The sequence below is a fragment of the Pseudomonadota bacterium genome, from assembly GCA_039033415.1.
GTDB lineage: Bacteria > Pseudomonadota > Gammaproteobacteria > Xanthomonadales > SZUA-38 > JANQOZ01.
On record JBCCCR010000001.1, the window covers coordinates 347,137 to 364,238 of the forward strand.

The window sequence follows — 17,102 nt, forward strand, 5'->3', positions numbered from 1 at the left end:
CTTATGGACGTCAAACAGCTTGATTTCAGCAGCAACCCCGCCTTCGACCAACACGAAGGCGTGTATTTCGCTCATGATGCACGATCTGGCCTCGAGGCGATCATCGCGATCCACTCGACGAAACTCGGTCCAGCGGCCGGCGGCTGCCGACGCTGGTCGTATGCCGATCGCGAGTCAGCCGTGACTGACGCGCTGCGCCTTGCCCGGGGTATGTCCTTCAAAAACGCGATGGCCGGCCTACCATTTGGCGGCGGTAAGGCGGTGCTGCTGGCCGACCCGAATCGGGCGCCGACAAAGTCGGAGTTTGAAGCGTTTGGGCGGTTTGTTCATGCGCTCGCGGGGCGGTATGTCACCGCCGAAGATGTCGGCGTGAGTACGGACCACATGCGGGTCGTCCGCGAGCAGACCCCTTACGTCTCCGGTCTTCCCCAGCAAGGTGATGCGGCGGGGGGCGACCCTTCGCCCTGGACAGCCTTGGGCGTGTTCTTAAGCCTTCAGCGCGCGGTTGCTCCGCTGGATCTGGCGGACCTTACGGTGGCGGTCCAGGGTGTGGGGCACGTGGGCTATCACCTGTGCAGGCTGCTCCACCACGCCGGCGCCGCCCTGATCGTCGCCGATATTCAGCCGGCCGTTACGGCAAGGGTTGTTGAGGAGTTTGGCGCCAGGGTTGTATCGGTTGACCAGATACTCACCACTTCAGCGGACGTGCTGGCGCCCTGCGCGTTGGGTGGTGCCATCAACGAGCGTTCCATCCCTGAGCTCAACGCGCGGCTGATCGCCGGCGCCGCCAACAACCAGCTTGCTGAAGAAACGGACGCCACGCGCCTTCACGACCGAGGCATCTTGCTGCTGCCGGACTACGTTATCAACGCGGGCGGCATCATTGCCGTGGCTCGGGAGTACCTGGGCGGGTCGACGCAGGACGATCTCCAGCAAGAGGTCGGCCGGATTCCCGATCGGGTGGCGGCCCTGCTCAAGACGTCCAAGGCATTGAACCTGCCCCCCAGCGTGGTCGCTGACCGCACGGCTCAGCAGTTGATCGGTCGAAGCCCGATGTCAGTCAGTGCGGAGTCCTCAGTCGGCGGTCCAGCCACCGTCCACGACGATGCTGCTGCCGGTCATGAGGCCTGAGGCGTCGGAAGCCAGAAAGCGAACGGCCCCCATGAGGTCCTCGACCTGACCGATTCGTCCGAGCTTGATCTTCTGCATGACGCTCTCAAGAAACGCCTGGTCTGAAAAAAACGGCCGGGTCATGGGCGTTTCAATGAACGTCGGCGCGATGATATTGGAGCGGATTTTTGCCGCCGCCAGATCCAGAGAAAACGCCTTATTCATGCCTTCCAGCGCCCACTTGGAGGCGCAATAGAGGGATCGGTTGATGCCGCCCACATGCCCCATCTGTGAGCCCATGTGTATCAGGCTGCCGGCGACGCCCTCGGCAATCATTTGTCTGGCACACGCCTGGGCGACAAAAAAAGCGGCCTTGACGTTCAGCCCCATCACCGCGTCGAAGTCCGCCTCGGTGGCGTCGACCATCGGGCCCGGGCGATTGGTGCCGGCGTTGTTGACCAGCACGTGAAAAGCGGGCCTGCCGGCGAAGAACTCGGCCACCGCCGCCAGGTTGCTCACGTCCAGGGCATGAGCGTCAGCGCTCCCGCCTGCTTCACAAATCGCGTTGGCGGCCGCCTCGATCTCCTCGGCGGTCCGCGCCGCAAGCGTCACTTCGGCACCCGCTTCAGCGAGCGCCGCCGCGGCCGCCAGGCCGATGCCGCGGCCGGCGCCGGTGACTACCGCGCGCCGACCGGCTAGATCGAAGCTCGGGGTCTTCGGGAGGGTCTCAGCCATCCGCCCGCGTCAGCTCGGACGGTTCAGCCTGGCCGGCGTAGGGCACTTCGCGCTGGCCGAGCCGGCGGACGCGAATGTTGGCCTGCTCACCATGACCGGCAAATCCCTCTAGCGCGCAGAGGCGGCTGCAGTATTCGCCCACGAGGGTGGACGCCTCGTCGGTATTGACCCGCTGAAAGGTGCAGGTCTTGATGAACTTGCCTACCCAAAGGCCGCCGGTATAGCGCGCCGCCTTTTTGGTCGGCAGCGTGTGGTTGGTGCCGATTACCTTGTCGCCATAAGAGACGTTCGTGCGGTGACCCAGAAACAACGCGCCGTAGTTGGTCATGTTGTCGAGGAAGTAATCCGGGTCGCGGGTCATGACCTGGACGTGCTCCGAGGCTAGATCGTCGGCAATGCTGACCATTTCCTCGAGACTGTCGGCCACAATCACCTCACCGAACGTTGCCCAGGCCTTGCCGGCGTGGTCGGCGGTGGGAAGCACCTGCAGCAGCCGTTCGACCTCCTTCATGGTGTCCTCGGCCAGCTCGCGCGAATTGGTCAGCAGCACTGCCGGACTATCGGGGCCGTGCTCAGCCTGGCCGAGCAGGTCGGTGGCGCAAAGCTCGGCGTCCACACTGTCGTCCGCAATGACCAGGGTTTCGGTCGGTCCGGCAAACAGGTCGATCCCCACGCGACCATAAAGCTGTCGCTTGGCCTCCGCCACAAATGCGTTACCCGGCCCAACGAGAATATCCACGGGCTTGATGCTCTCGGTTCCGAGCGCCATGGCGCCGACCGCCTGAATGCCGCCGAGCGCATAGATTGCGTCGGCACCCGCCATGGCCTGGGCCGCCACAATGGCGGGAGCCGGCTTACCCTGAAACGGCGGTGCACAGGTCGCGACTCGCGGAACGCCGGCGACTTTGGCCGTGATGACCGACATGTGAGCGCTCGCCACCATGGGATATTTTCCGCCCGGGACGTAACAGCCGGCGCTGTTGAGCGGAATATTTTTGTGCCCTAGCACCACGCCGGGCATGGTTTCCACTTCGACGTCTTTCATGCTGTCGCGCTGAATCTGTGCGAAGTTCCGAATTTGCGCCTGAGCAAATTCGATGTCCTTGACTTCCTGTGCTGACAGGCTGTCGATGCACGCCTGGATTTCCGCGTCGGTGAGCTGATAGTCCTCGCGATCCCAGCCGTCGAATTTGTTGGACAGTTCGCGAACCGCCTCATCGCCTCGCTTTTCAATGTCAGCGAGCGTCGCTTCGACGATGTCCCGAACCTGCCGGTCGGCGTCTGCTTTCACCTCGGCGCTCGCGCCGCGCTTGAGCCAGGTGGCCATGCTTGTTACTCCTGCGGTCGTTGGGTTAGAAATCGCCACGCCGGCATCTGATTGTCCGTAAGGGCGTGGCTGCAGCCGATTGCCTCTCGGATGCGTAGACTTGTCATCGCAACAGTATGCCACCGCCCCTCGTGTTTAGATTTACAAAATCGTCATAGCTGAATGCTAATTTTTGATGTAGCCACGCTCAGAGCTTGCCGTTGTTGTTTTTCCACTCGCTGCGTGACGCAACCATTTCGGCGGCGTACGGACGCTCGTGGATCGAAACGTTGATCATCCAAGGATTCTTGGTGTCGGTAACGTACCCCGGGCCGAGCCGCAGTCTAATCAGCCAATCTTTTGGCTCTAGGAGGCCCTTGCTGAGCATAGTAGCTTGAGCTGCTTCAGCTACCGCGCGCCATAAGACACCCACCGTTGAAGCATCATTCACCCCGCCGTTATGGGTTCCTCCCATGATCATGCTGACGTATGTCGCGGACGTTCGACAACAACGCCAACGACAGGTGAGGCTTGTGGGGACGAGGCGTTGGTGCCAGCCGTTCGCGCGCGTTTCTGGCACTTGCCTTCTGGCGCTCGCAGCATTGGTCGCTCCTCACCTCCAGGTCTCGCACGCCGCTGCCCCGGAGCTTCAGCAGCGCGTCGAGCGGGTCCTGGCGGATGAAGGGCTCACGGGTATCGCCTGGGCGATGGTCGACGAGGCCGGGTCAATCAGCGTTGGAAGCGCAGGCCTTAAAGATTTAGCAAGCGGCACACCATTTAGTGCAGAAACGCGGTTTCACGTCGGGTCCCTGACCAAAGCGGTGCTGGCAACGGGCGTGCTCAGCATGGCTAAGCAGGGGCTGCTCGATCTCGATGCGCCGGTGCAGCGGTATCTTCCGGAACTACCCATGGACAATCCTTGGGCGTCGGGTAGGCCGGTGACTGTCAGGCATCTGCTCGACCACACGGCAGGCATCAACGATGCCTATCTGTGGCAAATGTTCAGCGAGCGCGCTGCCCCGGATCTTCCGCTGGCTGCCGCCTTCCCAAAGCCGGTCGAGCAGCTCCGAATCCGTTCGCGTCCCGGGTCGCGCTTCTCTTACTCCAACATGGGCTACACGGTGCTTGGCATGATCGTCGAGTCGGTCAGCGGAGCTCGCTACGAGCGCCATCTCGACGACGGTGCCCTTATTCGGCTGGGGATGTCAGAGAGCACCTTTGCCTACACGACCCAGGAGGGCGGACAGGCCGATCCCTCGCTTGCGTGGGGGCATGTCGACGGAGGCGTGCGTTACGCAGCAAGCCCGATGTTTCTGCGCCCGGCGGGTCAGCTGACGACCACCGCCGGCGACCTGGCACGCTTCGCTCAGTTCCTGCTCAGCGATGGCGCCGTCGCGGGCGAGGCATTGATCGAAACTGAGATGATGCGTGCGCGCGGCAGGCCTGTGGGAACCGAAGCTGCGAACGCGGACCTGATTGCGGGCTATGCGCTCGGCCTGGGGCGGCGCGATCGTCATGGTGTGATCGGTTACTGCCACGGCGGCAATATCGTGGGCTTCACGGCGATGCTGTGCATCTATCCGGAACAGAACAAGGCGTTTGCCTACAGCGTCAACACCGACAGCGAAACGGCCGACTATGGCCGCCTGGACAGCCTTTTCATCGAGACGATCGGCGTTGCTCCGGCGGTGGAGCCCCCGTCGACGGAGCCAGCGCCCGACATGGTGGACTGGGCGGGCTGGTACACGTTCGCCCCAAACCGTTTCCAGACGTTTGCCTATCTCGACACGGTCTTTGGGGCCAGCCGAATTTCGTTTGCTGGAGAGAGTATTCGCCTGACGACGCTGCAGCGCCCGGAACGTAGGCTCAGGCCCGTAGGTGACCGCCTTTACTCAGCGCATGACCGAGCCACAACCTCGCACGTTTTTTATCGCGGTGACGACGGCGCTTATCGGTTCAGCGATGGTTTTCAGACCTACCAAAAGACCTCACCGATCTATCTCTATGCTCACTGGGTCAGCCTGACGGTGGGTCTGCTCGGTGTTCTTTGGGTGCTGATCGCCGGCTGCGTGGTGATGGTTCGCCAGCGTCTTCGGCTGCTCAAAGATCCGCTCGCGCCCGCGTTCCTGGCGGCAACAGCTCTGGTTCTGCCTGCCCCGCTATTTGCCACCCAGTCGTTCATGGCCCTCGGAGACGTCACGCCCGCGAGCATCATGCTGGCGACCGTCACGCTGCTGCTACCGGTGGGTATGGCGATGACGGCGGTGCGGTCCATCCGTCGCTGGTGGTCATCGCGAATCCAGTGGGTCAACGCGGTGGCGGCTTTGTCGGTGCTCCAGTGGTGTGCGGTGCTCGCAGTTTCCGGTCTCCTGCCGCTGCGCCTGTGGGCGTGAGGTCCGGCCCGCTAAGCTTCCGGCGGTAAGTAATGAAAGTCGATCAGAAATACCTGATCGCCGGTGCCGTGCCTGGCGGTTTTCAGCAGATCGACCACACCCTTGAACCCGGTTTCGCGGGCGATCTCTGGCGTGATGTCGCTTAGCTCAATCGGGTGAACCGCATCCACCACAATATGGCCCGGTTCCAGCAGGTAGCGGTTTCCGACCTTGACGCGCAGCGACTTCCAGATGCGGACGGTTCGGGTGACTTCTCCATTTCTGACGGGATCGCGGAGTCTTTTCATAAACTGCATAGTGTTCACCACGTTACAACAAAGCGTCTCAGGCACCAGTCGGGGGGGCTGGGCCACGGTTGTCGAGATGACGCGCAGGGGGCACTGGAACCCGATCACCGAAGGCTCTCGTCTGAGGAAGATTGGAGCGGTGCGTGTCCCGCCCCTTTACTCCGACCCCAAGAATCCCGTTTACTCTGCCCCTCGATACCCACGCGAGCACATTCGGGGCACCTATGCGACGGCAGGAAAAAGCAGCAAAGATCATCGATATCTTAGAGGAGCTCTATCCTGAGACGCCCATCCCGCTGGACCATAGCGATTCGTTTACCCTGCTGATTGCCGTACTGCTGTCAGCCCAGACGACCGACAAAAAGGTCAACGAAGTCACGCCGGCGCTGTTTGAGCGCGGCCCCGATCCCTTTGCGATGGCCAGGCTCCCGGTGGAGGAGATTCTCGGGCTGATCCGGCAGCTGGGGCTGGCTCCGCAGAAGGCGAAAAACATCAAGCGATTGTCCGAGATGCTGGTCGCTGACGGGGGCGCGGTGCCGGAGACCTTCGAAGGACTCGAGGTGCTGCCGGGCGTCGGGCACAAAACCGCATCGGTGGTGATGTCACAGGCATTTGGCGTTCCGGCGTTTCCTGTGGACACTCACATCCACCGGCTAGCGGCCCGCTGGGGGCTGTCGGATGGGTCAAGCGTCGACAAGACGGAGCGCGATCTGAAACGCGTTTTTCCGCGGGAGCTGTGGAACAAGCTCCATCTGCAGATCATTTTCTTTGGTCGCGAGCACTGCCCAGCCCGCTTTCACGTGCTCGAGCACTGTCCGATCTGCTCCTTCTGCGCCACCAAGAAGCGGATGCGGGACGAGACTCGGGAAAACAATCGGCTCCGGCAGCGGCGGTCGCGATAGCGCGCTTTGCACCTGTACTGATGCTCACAACGCCTCGCTCTCGCTGAGTGCCTCCTTCACAAACTGCACGAGTGCCCGCTGTCGCGCTGACGCAAGCCGCCCGCCCGCGTAGACCAGGCTCACCGGCAGCGGGGCGACTTCGAACGCTTCAAGGACCGGCTGCAGCTCTCCAACGGCGATCAGGTCCCTGACCTGATAAGACAGAAACTGTCCAAACCCCACGCCGGCCAAGCAGGCTGCCAGGCCAGCACCGACCTGGTTGCATTGAAAGCGGCCCTGGACCTGAACGGTGCGGTCGCGATTTTTGTCGCGGTAAGGCCAGGTTCCCGGCCGGGTCAGATTGGTGATTCGAATACACGGCAAACCGGCGAGTTCAGCCGGCGAACTCGGCTCAGCAACGCGGCTCAGCAGGGCGGGCGCGGCACAAATAATCCTGCGAACGGTTCCGACCGGCACCGCCACCAGGTTGGAGTCCGGCAGGGGGCCGATGCGCAGCGCCAGGTCGATCCCTTCTTCCACCAGATCAATGTTTCGGTCTAGCAGCAGCAGATCAACTTCCAGCTCCGGGTAGGTCGCAAGGAACCGGCTCACGATCGGAGCGACATGCCGCTGGCCAAACTGAACCGGCGCGGTGAGCCGAAGGACACCACGCAGCTCTGCGTCTTGCTGGCTGACGGCGCCTTCGGCTTCCGCCACGTCCGCGAGGATCTGGCGACAGCGTGCCAGGAAATCGCGCCCCTCGGGAGTCAGCGACATCCGGCGGGTGGTTCGCGCAAGAAGCCGGGTTCCCAGGTGTTTTTCCAGGCTTGCCAGCGATCGCACCACCGAAGGCTGGGAGCGGTCCAGCGAATCTGCGGCTCCGGTCAGGCTGCCGGCGTCGACGATGGTCACAAACACCCGCATCGCGTTGAGAACGTCCATTCGATATATCAGTAAATGTAATTAATAAAATAAATTCTAGTCTATTTATTCATCTACTGCCCCATCGCAAACTGACCAGCAGCAACGGCGGAATTCGCCTCGAACCGATTTCTGCCTGAGGAAAGGAGAAAGCCCATGTCGATCAGCAGTGACGCCAGCACACCGTTTCACCGTGGCGAGGAGGAAGTACAGCGCCGCCAGGGGGTTTATGAATCGGTGAAAACCTGGGGCAGCAAGGTGGTCCGCGACTACCTGCCTGAACAGCATCGAGAGTTTTATGCTCAGCAGCCGTTTGTGATTGCCGCGGCGCGTGATGGCCAGGCCCGCCCCTGGGTGACGGTACTCACCGGAAAGCCCGGCTTTCTCACCTCGCCGACCGTCACCACCATGGACTTTGCCGCGACACTCCCGGCGGGGGACGCGCTGGGAGGAGCGCTCACCGAAGGTGCCCAGCTCGGACTGCTGGGTATCGAGCTGGCCACCCGGCGACGCAATCGGGTCAACGGTACGATCACGGCCACGCGCGGTGATGGGTTTAGCTTCGACGTCGGCCAAACCTTCGGCAACTGTCCGCAATACATCTCAGAACGTCACTGGAAACCTGCGACCGCCCCCGTGGCTGAGACTTCGGTGCGTGGTCAGACGCTCACCACGGACCAAAAGGCGCTGATCGCAAACGCTGATACCTTCTTCATCGGCAGCGGCATCATTGATGACGAGAACCGTCAGGCCAACGGTCTGGACGCATCCCACCGCGGTGGTCCAAGCGGTTTTGTCGAAGTGCAGAGCCAGAGCCGAATCGTGTTTCCCGACTACGCTGGCAACAACCATTTCAATACCATCGGGAACCTGCTGGTGGATCCGCGAGTGGGCCTGCTGTTTGTGGACTTCGAAAAGGGGAGCCTGCTCCAGATCACCGGTCGGGCGACAATCGACTGGGATTCCGAAGCGGTAGGCGAGCATGCCGGAGCCCAACGTCTGGTCATTATCGACATCGAAGAGACGGTCCAGCAGGACGCCGTACTCCCCATGCGCTTTACTCCGCCGGAATCCATGGTCCGCGACCTGCGCCTCGTGGATCGTCGCCAGGAGTCGGATGACGTGGTGTCGTTTTACTTCGCGTCGCGAGATGACGGTGATCTGCCCGACTTCAAAGCGGGCCAGCACCTCCCGCTGGAGCTCCATATCGAAGGCTTCTCGGCGCCCGTAGCCAGGACATACTCGTTGTCGAACGGTCCAGGACAGGGCGTGTACCGGATCAGCGTGAAGCGGGAGCCTCGCGGGCTGGTGTCGCGCGCACTCCAAGACACGCTTCAGGTTGGCAACATCATTCACGGCCGGGATCCGGCGGGTGACTTCACCCTGCCAGAGGGATCGAGGCCGGTGGTGCTCATCAGTGCCGGCATTGGGGTCACGCCGATGCTGAGCATGCTGCACGAGCTGGCTGCCCGAGACCCGGAGCGGCCGGTGGTTTTTATTCACGGAGCGCGCAACGGACGCCTCCACGCTATGCGAGAGGAGGTCAATAGGATCAGCCAAAACCACAAGAACTTAGAAACTCTGGTCGCTTACAGCCAGCCACTGCCCGAGGATCGAATTGGCGAGCATTACGACCTTGAAGGCCGCATCGACAGCAACGCGATTCGCCATGCCGTCGGCGACCTGCAGGCCGACTACTTCCTTTGCGGACCTGCGTCTTTTCTGGGTGCCATGAGCGACATGCTGTCTGGTCTTGGGATTGAGGAGGCCCATGTCCACGTTGAGCAGTTTTAGAGGCCTTTCGGCGTTCCGGGCGCCATCGGAATCTGAGGGGAACAGGTCCTAGATGACCGTTGGAAAAGGCTTCGAACAATAGCCTCGGTTATTGGCCGCCTCGTGCCGCGGTGCCACAATGGCGTTCAGGCAGTGAACGGTATGGGCCCGTGAAGCCCTCAACACAGCAAAAGCGAGATTTGCTTCGGCGGTCGTTAGTACGGCCTTACCGAGTCACCGTCTCGATGGTGATTCTGGTTATGTTGGTCCCCGGTTATCTGCTGATCGCGTCGTTCACGGATGCCCAAACGGCTCATTCCCCGAAGTTGGCCGTGGATGCCTGGATACCGCTGGTCCCCGCCTGGGTTCTGGTCTATGGGACGGTTTATTTTTATTTGATCCTGGTGCCCTTGCTGGTGATTCAGCAGGCCGACTTGGTCGAGCGAACGGTGCGGGCCTATCTGACGGTTTGGTTGCTATCCTTTACGGGGTTTTTGCTATTCCCGACCATCGCACCCCGGCCCGAAGACTTTGAGGGAACGGGTTTTGCAGCGTGGGGTCTCGAATTTCTCTACCAGGCAGACCCGCCTCATAACTGCTTTCCTTCCCTTCATGTTGCGCACTCTTTTGTATCCGCGTTGGCGGTGTCTAGAGTCAGACAGGATTTGGGGTGGATCGCGATCATTTGTGCGGCCTTGGTGGCCGTATCAACGCTGTTCACGAAACAGCATTTTTTCGTCGATCTTGTCGCCGGCGTCCTCCTTGCCCTTTTTGCCTACGCTGTCTTCTTACGGTCTTACCCCCTTAGCGCCGTCACCGAACTGGAGCACCATGCAGCGCCGGTCCTTTCCGGCCTGGCGGGTGCGATTGCTGGCGTGAGTCTATTGGCCTTCTGGCTCGCATTTCAGCTGGCGAAGTCTGCGCCATAGCGACCCAAGGCCGCATCGGTGCGCGCCGACCAACCCGGTGGATGCACCGATACCTCGGCCCGAGCTGCGTGCGTTGAGCGACCCTTAGCCTATCGGTTCGAACGCTTCCAGAGCCCAGTTGGTTCTGGAAGCTTTAGTCCGTACGGCGATCGACAAAGCCTCGGTATAGCGAGCTAAGGCTCTCCAGAGCCCCTGATCATTGGATCTCCTGCACCTGCATCACGAGATCGTTCCACTTCCGCTGGTTTTCCATGTCGTGCTCCAGGCCCTGCTCATCGGCGATGCGGAACCGCTTAAGGGCGGGGGTCTTGCTGGTAGCCTGGTAGAGCCAATACGCCTCGGCCTTCAGCGCGTCGTCGATGGGGCGGTCGATCGACTCGTACACCATCTGCTTACAGGCGTTGATCGATTCGGCGGGAAACTTCGCGATGCGCTGGGCCAGCTGCGAGACATAGGGACCAATTTCATCGGGCTCTAGCGCCTTGTTAATAGTGCCCATCGCTTCAGCTTCGTCAGCGTCGAAGTCGCGCGCGCTCAGGATGATCTCCAGTGCCCGGCCCAGTCCGGTCTGGCGGGCCATCCGCGATGCGCCGCCGCCGCACGGGAGAATGCCCATGCCCACTTCCATCTGCATGAACTTATACTTCCCGCGGGCCGCAAAGCGCATATCGAGCGCCAGCGCCAGCTCATGGCCACCGCCGCGAGCAAAGCCCTCCAGCTTGGCGATGGTTGCCTGCGGTGCCTTGCTGATTCTTTCGCACACCGCCTGAAGGTCGAGGAGCTGAGCCTCCTCGCGCGAAACCGCCTCATCAGACATGTCCTTGAGCAGTTCGGTGTCGTAGTGACAAACCCACACCTCCGGGTTCGCTGACTGAAACACAACAACCTTGGTCTCGCGATCGCGTTCCAGCCGCATGGCTAGACTATTCAGATCCGCGAGCATCTCCTGCCCTTGGACGTTGACCGACCCGAAGTTGAACGTGACGGTCAGGATGCCGTCCTGCTGTTCGGTCGAAAATGTCGTAAAGCCTTCATATTTCATGATGTTGTCCTTTGCGTCGGGGTTAAGTCGGATCGATCAACGGCTTAGCCGGCCGATCGCCGCTTCGATGGCTGCAACCACGGCAGCGTTCTTGTTGGGATCCAGGGCGTCGGGGTGCGGTTGGGAGAACTGCTGGCGGTCGTTGTCGAAGTAACGACCCGTAATGCCCTCAAATTCATCGCTCAAAGCCGCGCGGCAGAGGATGTCCGCGCCGATACTCAGATCTTTGCCGGCCATACCGTAGGCTTCTTTGACCATCTTGCTCCCGAGCAGCGACGCGGGGTTCACCGCAATAATCGAGGGTGCGGTGGTGGGCCAGTGCTGGGCCAGATGGAAGGTCCACATGGTGCAGGCGAGTTTGCTTTGCGCGTAGGCGTCGCTGGCGCCTAGGCGTCTTTGGCCGTCCAGCGCAGCGAGATCGACGGGCGCCTGGGCGGCTGACGACAGGTTGATGACCCTTCCCGTCGTGGGCATGAGCGGCAGCAGCTCCTGCGTAAGCAGGTAGGGGGCAATCGTGTTGACCACAAACCGGACGTCGTCACCTTCGGGCGTGAGCGGATTTGCCACCTCGTAGACGCCTGCGTTGTTGATCAGGACGTCGAGCGTCTCGTAGTCGCGCCGCAGGGCCGCTGCGAGCTGCTTGACCTCCTCGAGTCGAGACAGATCGGCCTGCTGCGTCACGATCGCTGAGGCCCCCGGTATCTGAGAAAGGAGCTCGGCGGTGGCGCGGAGTTTGGCGTCGCTGCGTCCATGAATCAGCAGCGTATGGCCATCAGCGGCCAGCCGTTTGGCGGTCTCAAGACCAATGCCATCGGTGGCGCCGGTGAGCAAAATGGTTTTGTTCATCATGAGTTCCTGGTTTTGAAGTAAGGCAAAATCTCGACCGACAGCTTTTCGAGCGTGCGTTCAATGTTGCCCCGGCAAAAGCGCAGATTAAGCGCAATGTGATTGACGCCAATGTCCCTTCGGCTTTCCAGATAGGTTCGAAGTGCGTCAGTGCCGAGCCGAAGGCCAAGGTGAATCGGTTGAGGCGCTGCCGTCGGATCGTCAACCAGGTCGATGTAAAGCGGTTCCATGACCGGTTTGTCGAATTCGCTCACGGCCAAGACACCATCCCGATACGCCTGGATCAGGTTCGACTGAGCTGCGGCAGGCCGGGGATAGGTCATCCAGCCGTCTCCGTTTGCCGCCACCCACTCGGGTGACTGACGGCTCGATCCGGTGATCAGCAGCGGGAGCTTTCCGCCGACGGGTTTCGGCAGGCTGTCGATGCCGCCGCTGACCCGACCATACCCACTGTCCAGCGAGGGCTGACGCTCGGCCACGCCGCGGATGTATTCATAGGCTTCCCGGAATCGCACGTCTCGATCGGCAAACGGGATACCGAGGGCCGGGTATTCTTCCGGCCGGTCGCCGGAGGCGATGCCCAGAATCAGGCGTCCGCCCGACAGCACGTCAGCGGTGGCTGCCGCCTTAGCAACATGAGCCGGGTGCCTCAGGGGCAGCACGATGCTGGCAGCACCCAGAGCAATCGACTGAGTCTGCATGGCGAGCGCGCCTAGATAGACAAACGGATCGAAGGTCTGCCCCGCATCACCGAAAGCCGGCACGTTGAAAGGCACATCGCGCAGCCACACCGCCGAGAAACCTAAGGTCTCGGCCAGCTGCACGCGTTTGACGTGGTCGGTCATCGTGGGGACCGGGCCGTTTGGATACGACTCGATCGGTACCACCAGCCCCAGCGACAGCTCGCCCGGTGAAAACACGGAAGCGTAGCCAAGGTTGATCTGCGCAAAGCGCTGGCCGAGATCCAGTTTTTGGGCAAACGTCATCGTCAGTTATCCGAAGCGGACAAGCGTCCGGCTCTCAATACTTTTTCTGAGTGTGGGCGTCGTTTTAGGCTCGATCATGTCGAGCGCGCTGTGCCCGAGGAAGGGGCGCCCACGGTTGTCATAGATGTTGAAGATCACCACCTCGTCCGGCCGCATCCGGGATAGGTAGAACCAGCTGTGTGACGCGTTAGCCGCAACGCCTAAAATCTGGCCGACGCGGTCGGGATAAATGAGATCGATCGTCATCCAGTCGTCAGGCTCAATCGATTCCGGGCGAATAAATCCTAACGGCGAGGAGTCGATCGGTCGCTCGATGGGCCGCCAGACGTTGATGAAGGCGTAGTGCCCGGCCTCATAGTCTCTTGCGGCTTCGCTACCCACCAAATCGATCACGCGCTGCCTGGCGCCGGCGGTGCTGTAGTCGTTGTGTACGTTTCGCGCAGGCTTGCGCGGAGCGCCGGGGTCATCGACACGAACGGTGTGATCGAAGACGATGACCTCGCGAGCGTTGATTCGGCCTCGCAGGAGTTTGGTCAGCTCCAAATCGTAGGCAGCCTCCCAGTCACGGGAGTTGTCGAAACGACTCTCGGCACTGGGAAACTGCTCGAAGGTGATACCGTCGGCGGCAAAATCTACCGTGCGTTTGCCGTCCCGCAGGTCGTCAACTTCAACTCTCGTCGGGACTAGCTCCGGCGACTCGAGATTGCCAATGACGCCACCCACGTCGAAGCGAAACGCCTGCCGCGCCTCACTTCTCACGTGATAGTTCACCAAAGCCGATGTGCTCATTGCTAAATCCTTCTGCCGCTTGTTGGGCGCCTAGGGCGCCTTCCGCATCTAGAGCACAAAGGATATTTTTATCGCAAATCGAAATAAACTACGTAAAGGAAGTTTGAGTTTTTAGAAAAACAATCAAATCCCGCGGTTCGGACGAATCGTTTCGGGCGACGGTTAGGGTCCAAGGACGGAATGGCTGCCGGGGAATTGTTCAAGCAACTGGCGCCAGTTTCCAACGGCTGTTGCCCAAGCTGGGATTTCTGTGCCTTTTCGCTGCTCACCGAAGAGATACCGGTTCGACACGATGCCATCCATTGGGATCAACACGTCCAGTCTGTCATCCACAAAATGAGTGATTCCCAGTTGTCTGCATATGCCGGCCTTGTGGTGACGCTTTCGGCAAAAGCGCACCTTGGCGCGGCTCAATCCCGTTTTTTCGTAGAAATTCCAGTGTTTGAGCCAGCCCTTGGTCTTGTTCTCAACCGATGGCCCACATTTCGAGATAATCCAAACATCCCCGGAAAAGAGCTCTACAAGCTGTCGTGTTGACTCGATTGCTCCCTCTTCCGGAAGTGATTTCATCGCCTCAGCGAAGGTTGTTCCCAGAAATGACGTGTCGGCACGGCCGTTTTTGGTCGCGCCCATAATCACCTTTCCAAAGTCCAATCCGAGTTTTTGTCCGTTCATCTTCTTTTCTACATGCTTAAACCTGGGCAGCAACTTTACGGACCTGAAGTGATAATCAGAATTTGTAATTTTCTATGGGCTATCAATTGTGGTTATAGTTAAAGGATGAATTTCGATGCCCTTGAGTCCTTCAGAATTTTCGCGGAAACGCTTAATTTCACCCGTGCGGCCGAACAGAGACATCTCACTCAACCCGCTCTGCACAAGCAGGTTCAAAATCTCACACAAGACTTTGGCGTTGATCTTTATGGTAAGAAGGGTCGATCGCTCTTCCTGACACCTGCTGGCCATGAGGTCGCCAGGTTCGCCAGGCAGACCCGCGAGCGGCTGATCGATTTACAGGGAACGGTCGAAGGAAAGGATAGTCACCTACCCATAACGCTCGCTGCGGGTCGCGGTAGCTACCTGTATCTATTGGGACAGGGCATTCGAGCCTTCCAGAACCGAAACCCAGGAGCCCTCCGGATTCAGGTCAACGATAGCTCCGGAACAGTCGAGGCTGTTACAAGAGGCGTTGCCCACATGGGTGTAACCGTATTGCTGGAGGAGCCGAAAGGTCTAGATGTAACGCCATTGCTGGATGTTGCGCCGCACCTGGTAGTGGCGAAGCATCATCCGCTTTCCAGTCGAAAATCGGTTGTTGTAGCAGATCTTGATGATCTGCCCATGATCCTGCCTCCTCAACCCAGTCCGCTGCGAGATATGGTTAGGAATTCCATCAAAGAACAGAACCTGCGTTTTAATCCTGTGATGGAGGCACCAGGCTGGGAGCTTGCTATGCACTTCGCATCGCTTGGTCTAGGCGCCACGATCGTCAACGGCTGCTGTATCCCGCCCCGTCAAACGAAGGCAATTCCGCTCAGAGGTTTCCCAAGCACAACCTACTACCTCATTGAACGACCGTCGGGCCAGTTCCTAAAAGCAGCGAAGGAACTGCGATCCTGCATTCTCAAACACGCTGGTTCCGTCACATTGTTTCGTACCTAGATGGACATTCACCGGAAGACTGAGATCAGCAAATTCTTGAGCTACGTTTTGCGGCACAACCCTGGTGAAGTAGGAATTTCTCTAAGCGCGGACGGCTGGGCAAGCATTGATGAGCTGATAGTGCGCCTACAACACCGCTACCCGGAGTTTGATGAACAGGTTCTTTGCGAAATTGTTCAGCAGGATGCGAAACAACGGTATCGAATTTCAGGTCGCCTCATCAGGGCGCAGCAAGGTCACAGCATAGCGGTCCGCGTTGGCTCGTTGTCCCAGCCTCCCAAGGTTTTGTTCCACGGAACTACGCTGGAGCGCTGGAACGCAATTCAGGAAGACGGTGCCGTCATGCCAATGAGTCGCCAGCACGTGCATCTATCTGCTTCGATACATACAGCGATCCAGGTGGCCGGAAGAAGGCGCGGCGAAACACATGTTGTCTTAGCGATACGAGCCGCCGAAATGTATGAGAGTGGTCATGAGTTTCTTCTTTCCGGTAACGGCGTTTGGTTAACTGGTCCGATACCGACCGGCTTTATCGATGTTGACTTAACTACCATCGATTCATCTAAAGTGCCTGCAAAATAAGGACAATTGCTGACTGGCCCTTAGAGTTTAGTGATCTCTCGTTCAAGCAAATCTGACGCAGATGCCAGCCTTGTCGACAGCGTATCCGCTCGACTCACTTCCTGAACAACGGCATAAGAAAGCAGACGCAGATAGCGATCTCCGTCGCGGAAATCGGTCTGTAGCGTCGCAAGAGACAGGTTTGCTCGATCAATTTCAGAGCGTTCGATCAGCTCATAAACGCTCGCGATCTCCAGCGCCGTGGTGGGTTCAAGACGCGCCAGCAGGTTTGATGATACCGCTAACTGAAAAGCGGTGCTCGCGAGAGCGATGGGACGGGTTCCCTCCCAGCCATCAGGCAACGAGAATTCGCCATCTTCGCGAAAAACACGCACACGATCAGCCAGCGGTTCGACCATCTCTCGATGGTATTCAATTTCTTCTGCGATTTTGCTTCTGTTAGAAGCGAGTTCGGTGCTCACCAAAAGCAAAAGCGCTTCTGCGCGTTCGGTCTTTTGACGCTCGTCGAGCCAGTCCTCGAGACCGAGCGCAACCAATGCGCCGATTAGAATAAGAGCAAGCTCAGCAAGCGGTATTCTTCGGGTACCGGCCTTTTGAAAATGGGTTACATCACCTGATTCATGTGCTGCTTGATAACTCAACGTAAAACCCCGAACGATTTCTGACGCAAACGCCGAGCATTTTACCTGGAGAAATCAGTATTTCGTTTGCACTTTCTGCAAAGCCCGCTTGAAACGGGTGCAGCTATCGCTGTCTGGCAATGATACTGCTGCCTGCGCAGCGGCTGCCGCGCCAATGGCATCGCTCTCGCCTCGCTGTCAGTACGGCCGCTTGAGCAGGTTCCTATGACTCGTCTTGGA

The 17,102-nt window shown here is 59.7% G+C and carries 17 protein-coding genes; 7 read left to right on the forward strand and 10 right to left on the reverse strand.

The features are described from left to right. Window positions 1-3: 3 nt before the first annotated feature. Entirely contained in the window at window positions 4-1,131 is a 1,128-nt protein-coding gene (locus AAF358_01445; GenBank protein MEM7704184.1) for a Glu/Leu/Phe/Val dehydrogenase dimerization domain-containing protein, read from the forward strand. Here AAF358_01445 and AAF358_01450 read toward each other — a convergent pair. Further along, complete coding sequence (locus AAF358_01450; protein ID MEM7704185.1) at window positions 1,075-1,845, reverse strand: SDR family oxidoreductase; 771 nt, start codon at window positions 1,843-1,845, stop codon at window positions 1,075-1,077. The genes AAF358_01445 and AAF358_01450 overlap by 57 nt on opposite strands. Further along, window positions 1,838-3,172, reverse strand: a complete 1,335-nt coding sequence (gene hisD, locus AAF358_01455; protein ID MEM7704186.1) for a histidinol dehydrogenase — start codon at window positions 3,170-3,172, stop codon at window positions 1,838-1,840. The genes AAF358_01450 and hisD overlap by 8 nt, the downstream gene beginning before the upstream one ends. Before the next feature lie 581 nt (window positions 3,173-3,753). Here hisD and AAF358_01460 point away from each other — a divergent pair. Next, window positions 3,754-5,544 carry a serine hydrolase domain-containing protein gene (locus AAF358_01460; protein MEM7704187.1) on the forward strand — a complete coding sequence of 597 codons (1,791 nt, stop codon included), beginning with the start codon at window positions 3,754-3,756 and terminating at the stop codon, window positions 5,542-5,544. An 11-nt stretch (window positions 5,545-5,555) separates the two neighbouring features. Here the strand turns inward: AAF358_01460 and AAF358_01465 are convergent, their stop codons facing one another. After that, window positions 5,556-5,840, reverse strand: coding sequence for an ASCH domain-containing protein (locus AAF358_01465; GenBank protein ID MEM7704188.1), 285 nt, complete (start codon window positions 5,838-5,840; stop codon window positions 5,556-5,558). Between the two features lie 215 nt (window positions 5,841-6,055). Here AAF358_01465 and nth point away from each other — a divergent pair, with 215 nt between their 5' ends. Further along, window positions 6,056-6,733 carry an endonuclease III gene (nth, locus tag AAF358_01470; protein ID MEM7704189.1) on the forward strand — a complete coding sequence of 226 codons (678 nt, stop codon included), beginning with the start codon at window positions 6,056-6,058 and terminating at the stop codon, window positions 6,731-6,733. 24 nt (window positions 6,734-6,757) lie between these two features. On the opposite strand, the gene AAF358_01475 is transcribed toward nth, so the two are convergent. Beyond that, complete coding sequence (locus AAF358_01475; GenBank protein ID MEM7704190.1) at window positions 6,758-7,654, reverse strand: LysR family transcriptional regulator; 897 nt, start codon at window positions 7,652-7,654, stop codon at window positions 6,758-6,760. Window positions 7,655-7,789: 135 nt separating this feature from the next. Between AAF358_01475 and AAF358_01480 the strand changes: the two genes are divergently transcribed. Further along, the gene (locus AAF358_01480; protein ID MEM7704191.1) at window positions 7,790-9,427 is read left to right on the forward strand and encodes a pyridoxamine 5'-phosphate oxidase family protein; all 1,638 of its coding nucleotides are present in this window, start codon (window positions 7,790-7,792) and stop codon (window positions 9,425-9,427) included. 224 nt (window positions 9,428-9,651) lie between these two features. After that, window positions 9,652-10,335, forward strand: a complete 684-nt coding sequence (locus AAF358_01485; GenBank protein MEM7704192.1) for a phosphatase PAP2 family protein — start codon at window positions 9,652-9,654, stop codon at window positions 10,333-10,335. A 196-nt stretch (window positions 10,336-10,531) separates the two neighbouring features. Here AAF358_01485 and AAF358_01490 read toward each other — a convergent pair whose 3' ends face one another. From AAF358_01490 to AAF358_01510, 5 genes are all read right to left on the reverse strand, one after another. After that, window positions 10,532-11,377: an enoyl-CoA hydratase/isomerase family protein gene (locus AAF358_01490; GenBank protein MEM7704193.1), complete on the reverse strand. Its 846-nt coding sequence runs from the start codon at window positions 11,375-11,377 to the stop codon at window positions 10,532-10,534. Between the two features lie 36 nt (window positions 11,378-11,413). Beyond that, window positions 11,414-12,223, reverse strand: a complete 810-nt coding sequence (locus tag AAF358_01495) for an SDR family NAD(P)-dependent oxidoreductase (GenBank protein MEM7704194.1) — start codon at window positions 12,221-12,223, stop codon at window positions 11,414-11,416. Beyond that, complete coding sequence (locus tag AAF358_01500) at window positions 12,223-13,209, reverse strand: LLM class oxidoreductase (protein ID MEM7704195.1); 987 nt, start codon at window positions 13,207-13,209, stop codon at window positions 12,223-12,225. The genes AAF358_01495 and AAF358_01500 overlap by 1 nt, the downstream gene beginning before the upstream one ends. A gap of 6 nt (window positions 13,210-13,215) precedes the next feature. Further along, window positions 13,216-13,998, reverse strand: a complete 783-nt coding sequence (locus AAF358_01505; GenBank protein MEM7704196.1) for a CmcJ/NvfI family oxidoreductase — start codon at window positions 13,996-13,998, stop codon at window positions 13,216-13,218. 162 nt (window positions 13,999-14,160) lie between these two features. Then, window positions 14,161-14,673, reverse strand: a complete 513-nt coding sequence (locus AAF358_01510) for a hypothetical protein (protein MEM7704197.1) — start codon at window positions 14,671-14,673, stop codon at window positions 14,161-14,163. 105 nt (window positions 14,674-14,778) lie between these two features. On the opposite strand from AAF358_01510, the gene AAF358_01515 reads away from it, so the two are divergent. Then, the gene (locus AAF358_01515) at window positions 14,779-15,660 is read left to right on the forward strand and encodes a LysR family transcriptional regulator (protein ID MEM7704198.1); all 882 of its coding nucleotides are present in this window, start codon (window positions 14,779-14,781) and stop codon (window positions 15,658-15,660) included. Then, window positions 15,661-16,242: an RNA 2'-phosphotransferase gene (locus tag AAF358_01520; protein MEM7704199.1), complete on the forward strand. Its 582-nt coding sequence runs from the start codon at window positions 15,661-15,663 to the stop codon at window positions 16,240-16,242. A gap of 20 nt (window positions 16,243-16,262) precedes the next feature. On the opposite strand, the gene AAF358_01525 is transcribed toward AAF358_01520, so the two are convergent. Beyond that, on the reverse strand, window positions 16,263-16,883 hold the full coding sequence (locus tag AAF358_01525; protein ID MEM7704200.1) for a hypothetical protein: 621 nt from the start codon (window positions 16,881-16,883) through the stop codon (window positions 16,263-16,265). Window positions 16,884-17,102 lie beyond the last annotated feature (219 nt).

Bases quoted from the DNA above. Each gene is read 5' to 3' on its own strand.
- hisD (MEM7704186.1), bottom strand. From the start codon at position 3,172: ATGGCCACCTGGCTCAAGCGCGGCGCGAGCGCCGAGGTGAAAGCAGAC.
- AAF358_01515 (MEM7704198.1), top strand. From the start codon at position 14,779: ATGAATTTCGATGCCCTTGAGTCCTTCAGAATTTTCGCGGAAACGCTT.
- AAF358_01500 (MEM7704195.1), bottom strand. From the start codon at position 13,209: ATGACGTTTGCCCAAAAACTGGATCTCGGCCAGCGCTTTGCGCAGATC.
- AAF358_01490 (MEM7704193.1), bottom strand. From the start codon at position 11,377: ATGAAATATGAAGGCTTTACGACATTTTCGACCGAACAGCAGGACGGC.
- AAF358_01480 (MEM7704191.1), top strand. From the start codon at position 7,790: ATGTCGATCAGCAGTGACGCCAGCACACCGTTTCACCGTGGCGAGGAG.
- AAF358_01465 (MEM7704188.1), bottom strand. From the start codon at position 5,840: ATGCAGTTTATGAAAAGACTCCGCGATCCCGTCAGAAATGGAGAAGTC.
- AAF358_01450 (MEM7704185.1), bottom strand. From the start codon at position 1,845: ATGGCTGAGACCCTCCCGAAGACCCCGAGCTTCGATCTAGCCGGTCGG.
- AAF358_01485 (MEM7704192.1), top strand. From the start codon at position 9,652: ATGGTGATTCTGGTTATGTTGGTCCCCGGTTATCTGCTGATCGCGTCG.
- AAF358_01445 (MEM7704184.1), top strand. From the start codon at position 4: ATGGACGTCAAACAGCTTGATTTCAGCAGCAACCCCGCCTTCGACCAA.
- nth (MEM7704189.1), top strand. From the start codon at position 6,056: ATGCGACGGCAGGAAAAAGCAGCAAAGATCATCGATATCTTAGAGGAG.
- AAF358_01495 (MEM7704194.1), bottom strand. From the start codon at position 12,223: ATGAACAAAACCATTTTGCTCACCGGCGCCACCGATGGCATTGGTCTT.
- AAF358_01520 (MEM7704199.1), top strand. From the start codon at position 15,661: ATGGACATTCACCGGAAGACTGAGATCAGCAAATTCTTGAGCTACGTT.
- AAF358_01475 (MEM7704190.1), bottom strand. From the start codon at position 7,654: ATGGACGTTCTCAACGCGATGCGGGTGTTTGTGACCATCGTCGACGCC.
- AAF358_01510 (MEM7704197.1), bottom strand. From the start codon at position 14,673: ATGAACGGACAAAAACTCGGATTGGACTTTGGAAAGGTGATTATGGGC.
- AAF358_01505 (MEM7704196.1), bottom strand. From the start codon at position 13,998: ATGAGCACATCGGCTTTGGTGAACTATCACGTGAGAAGTGAGGCGCGG.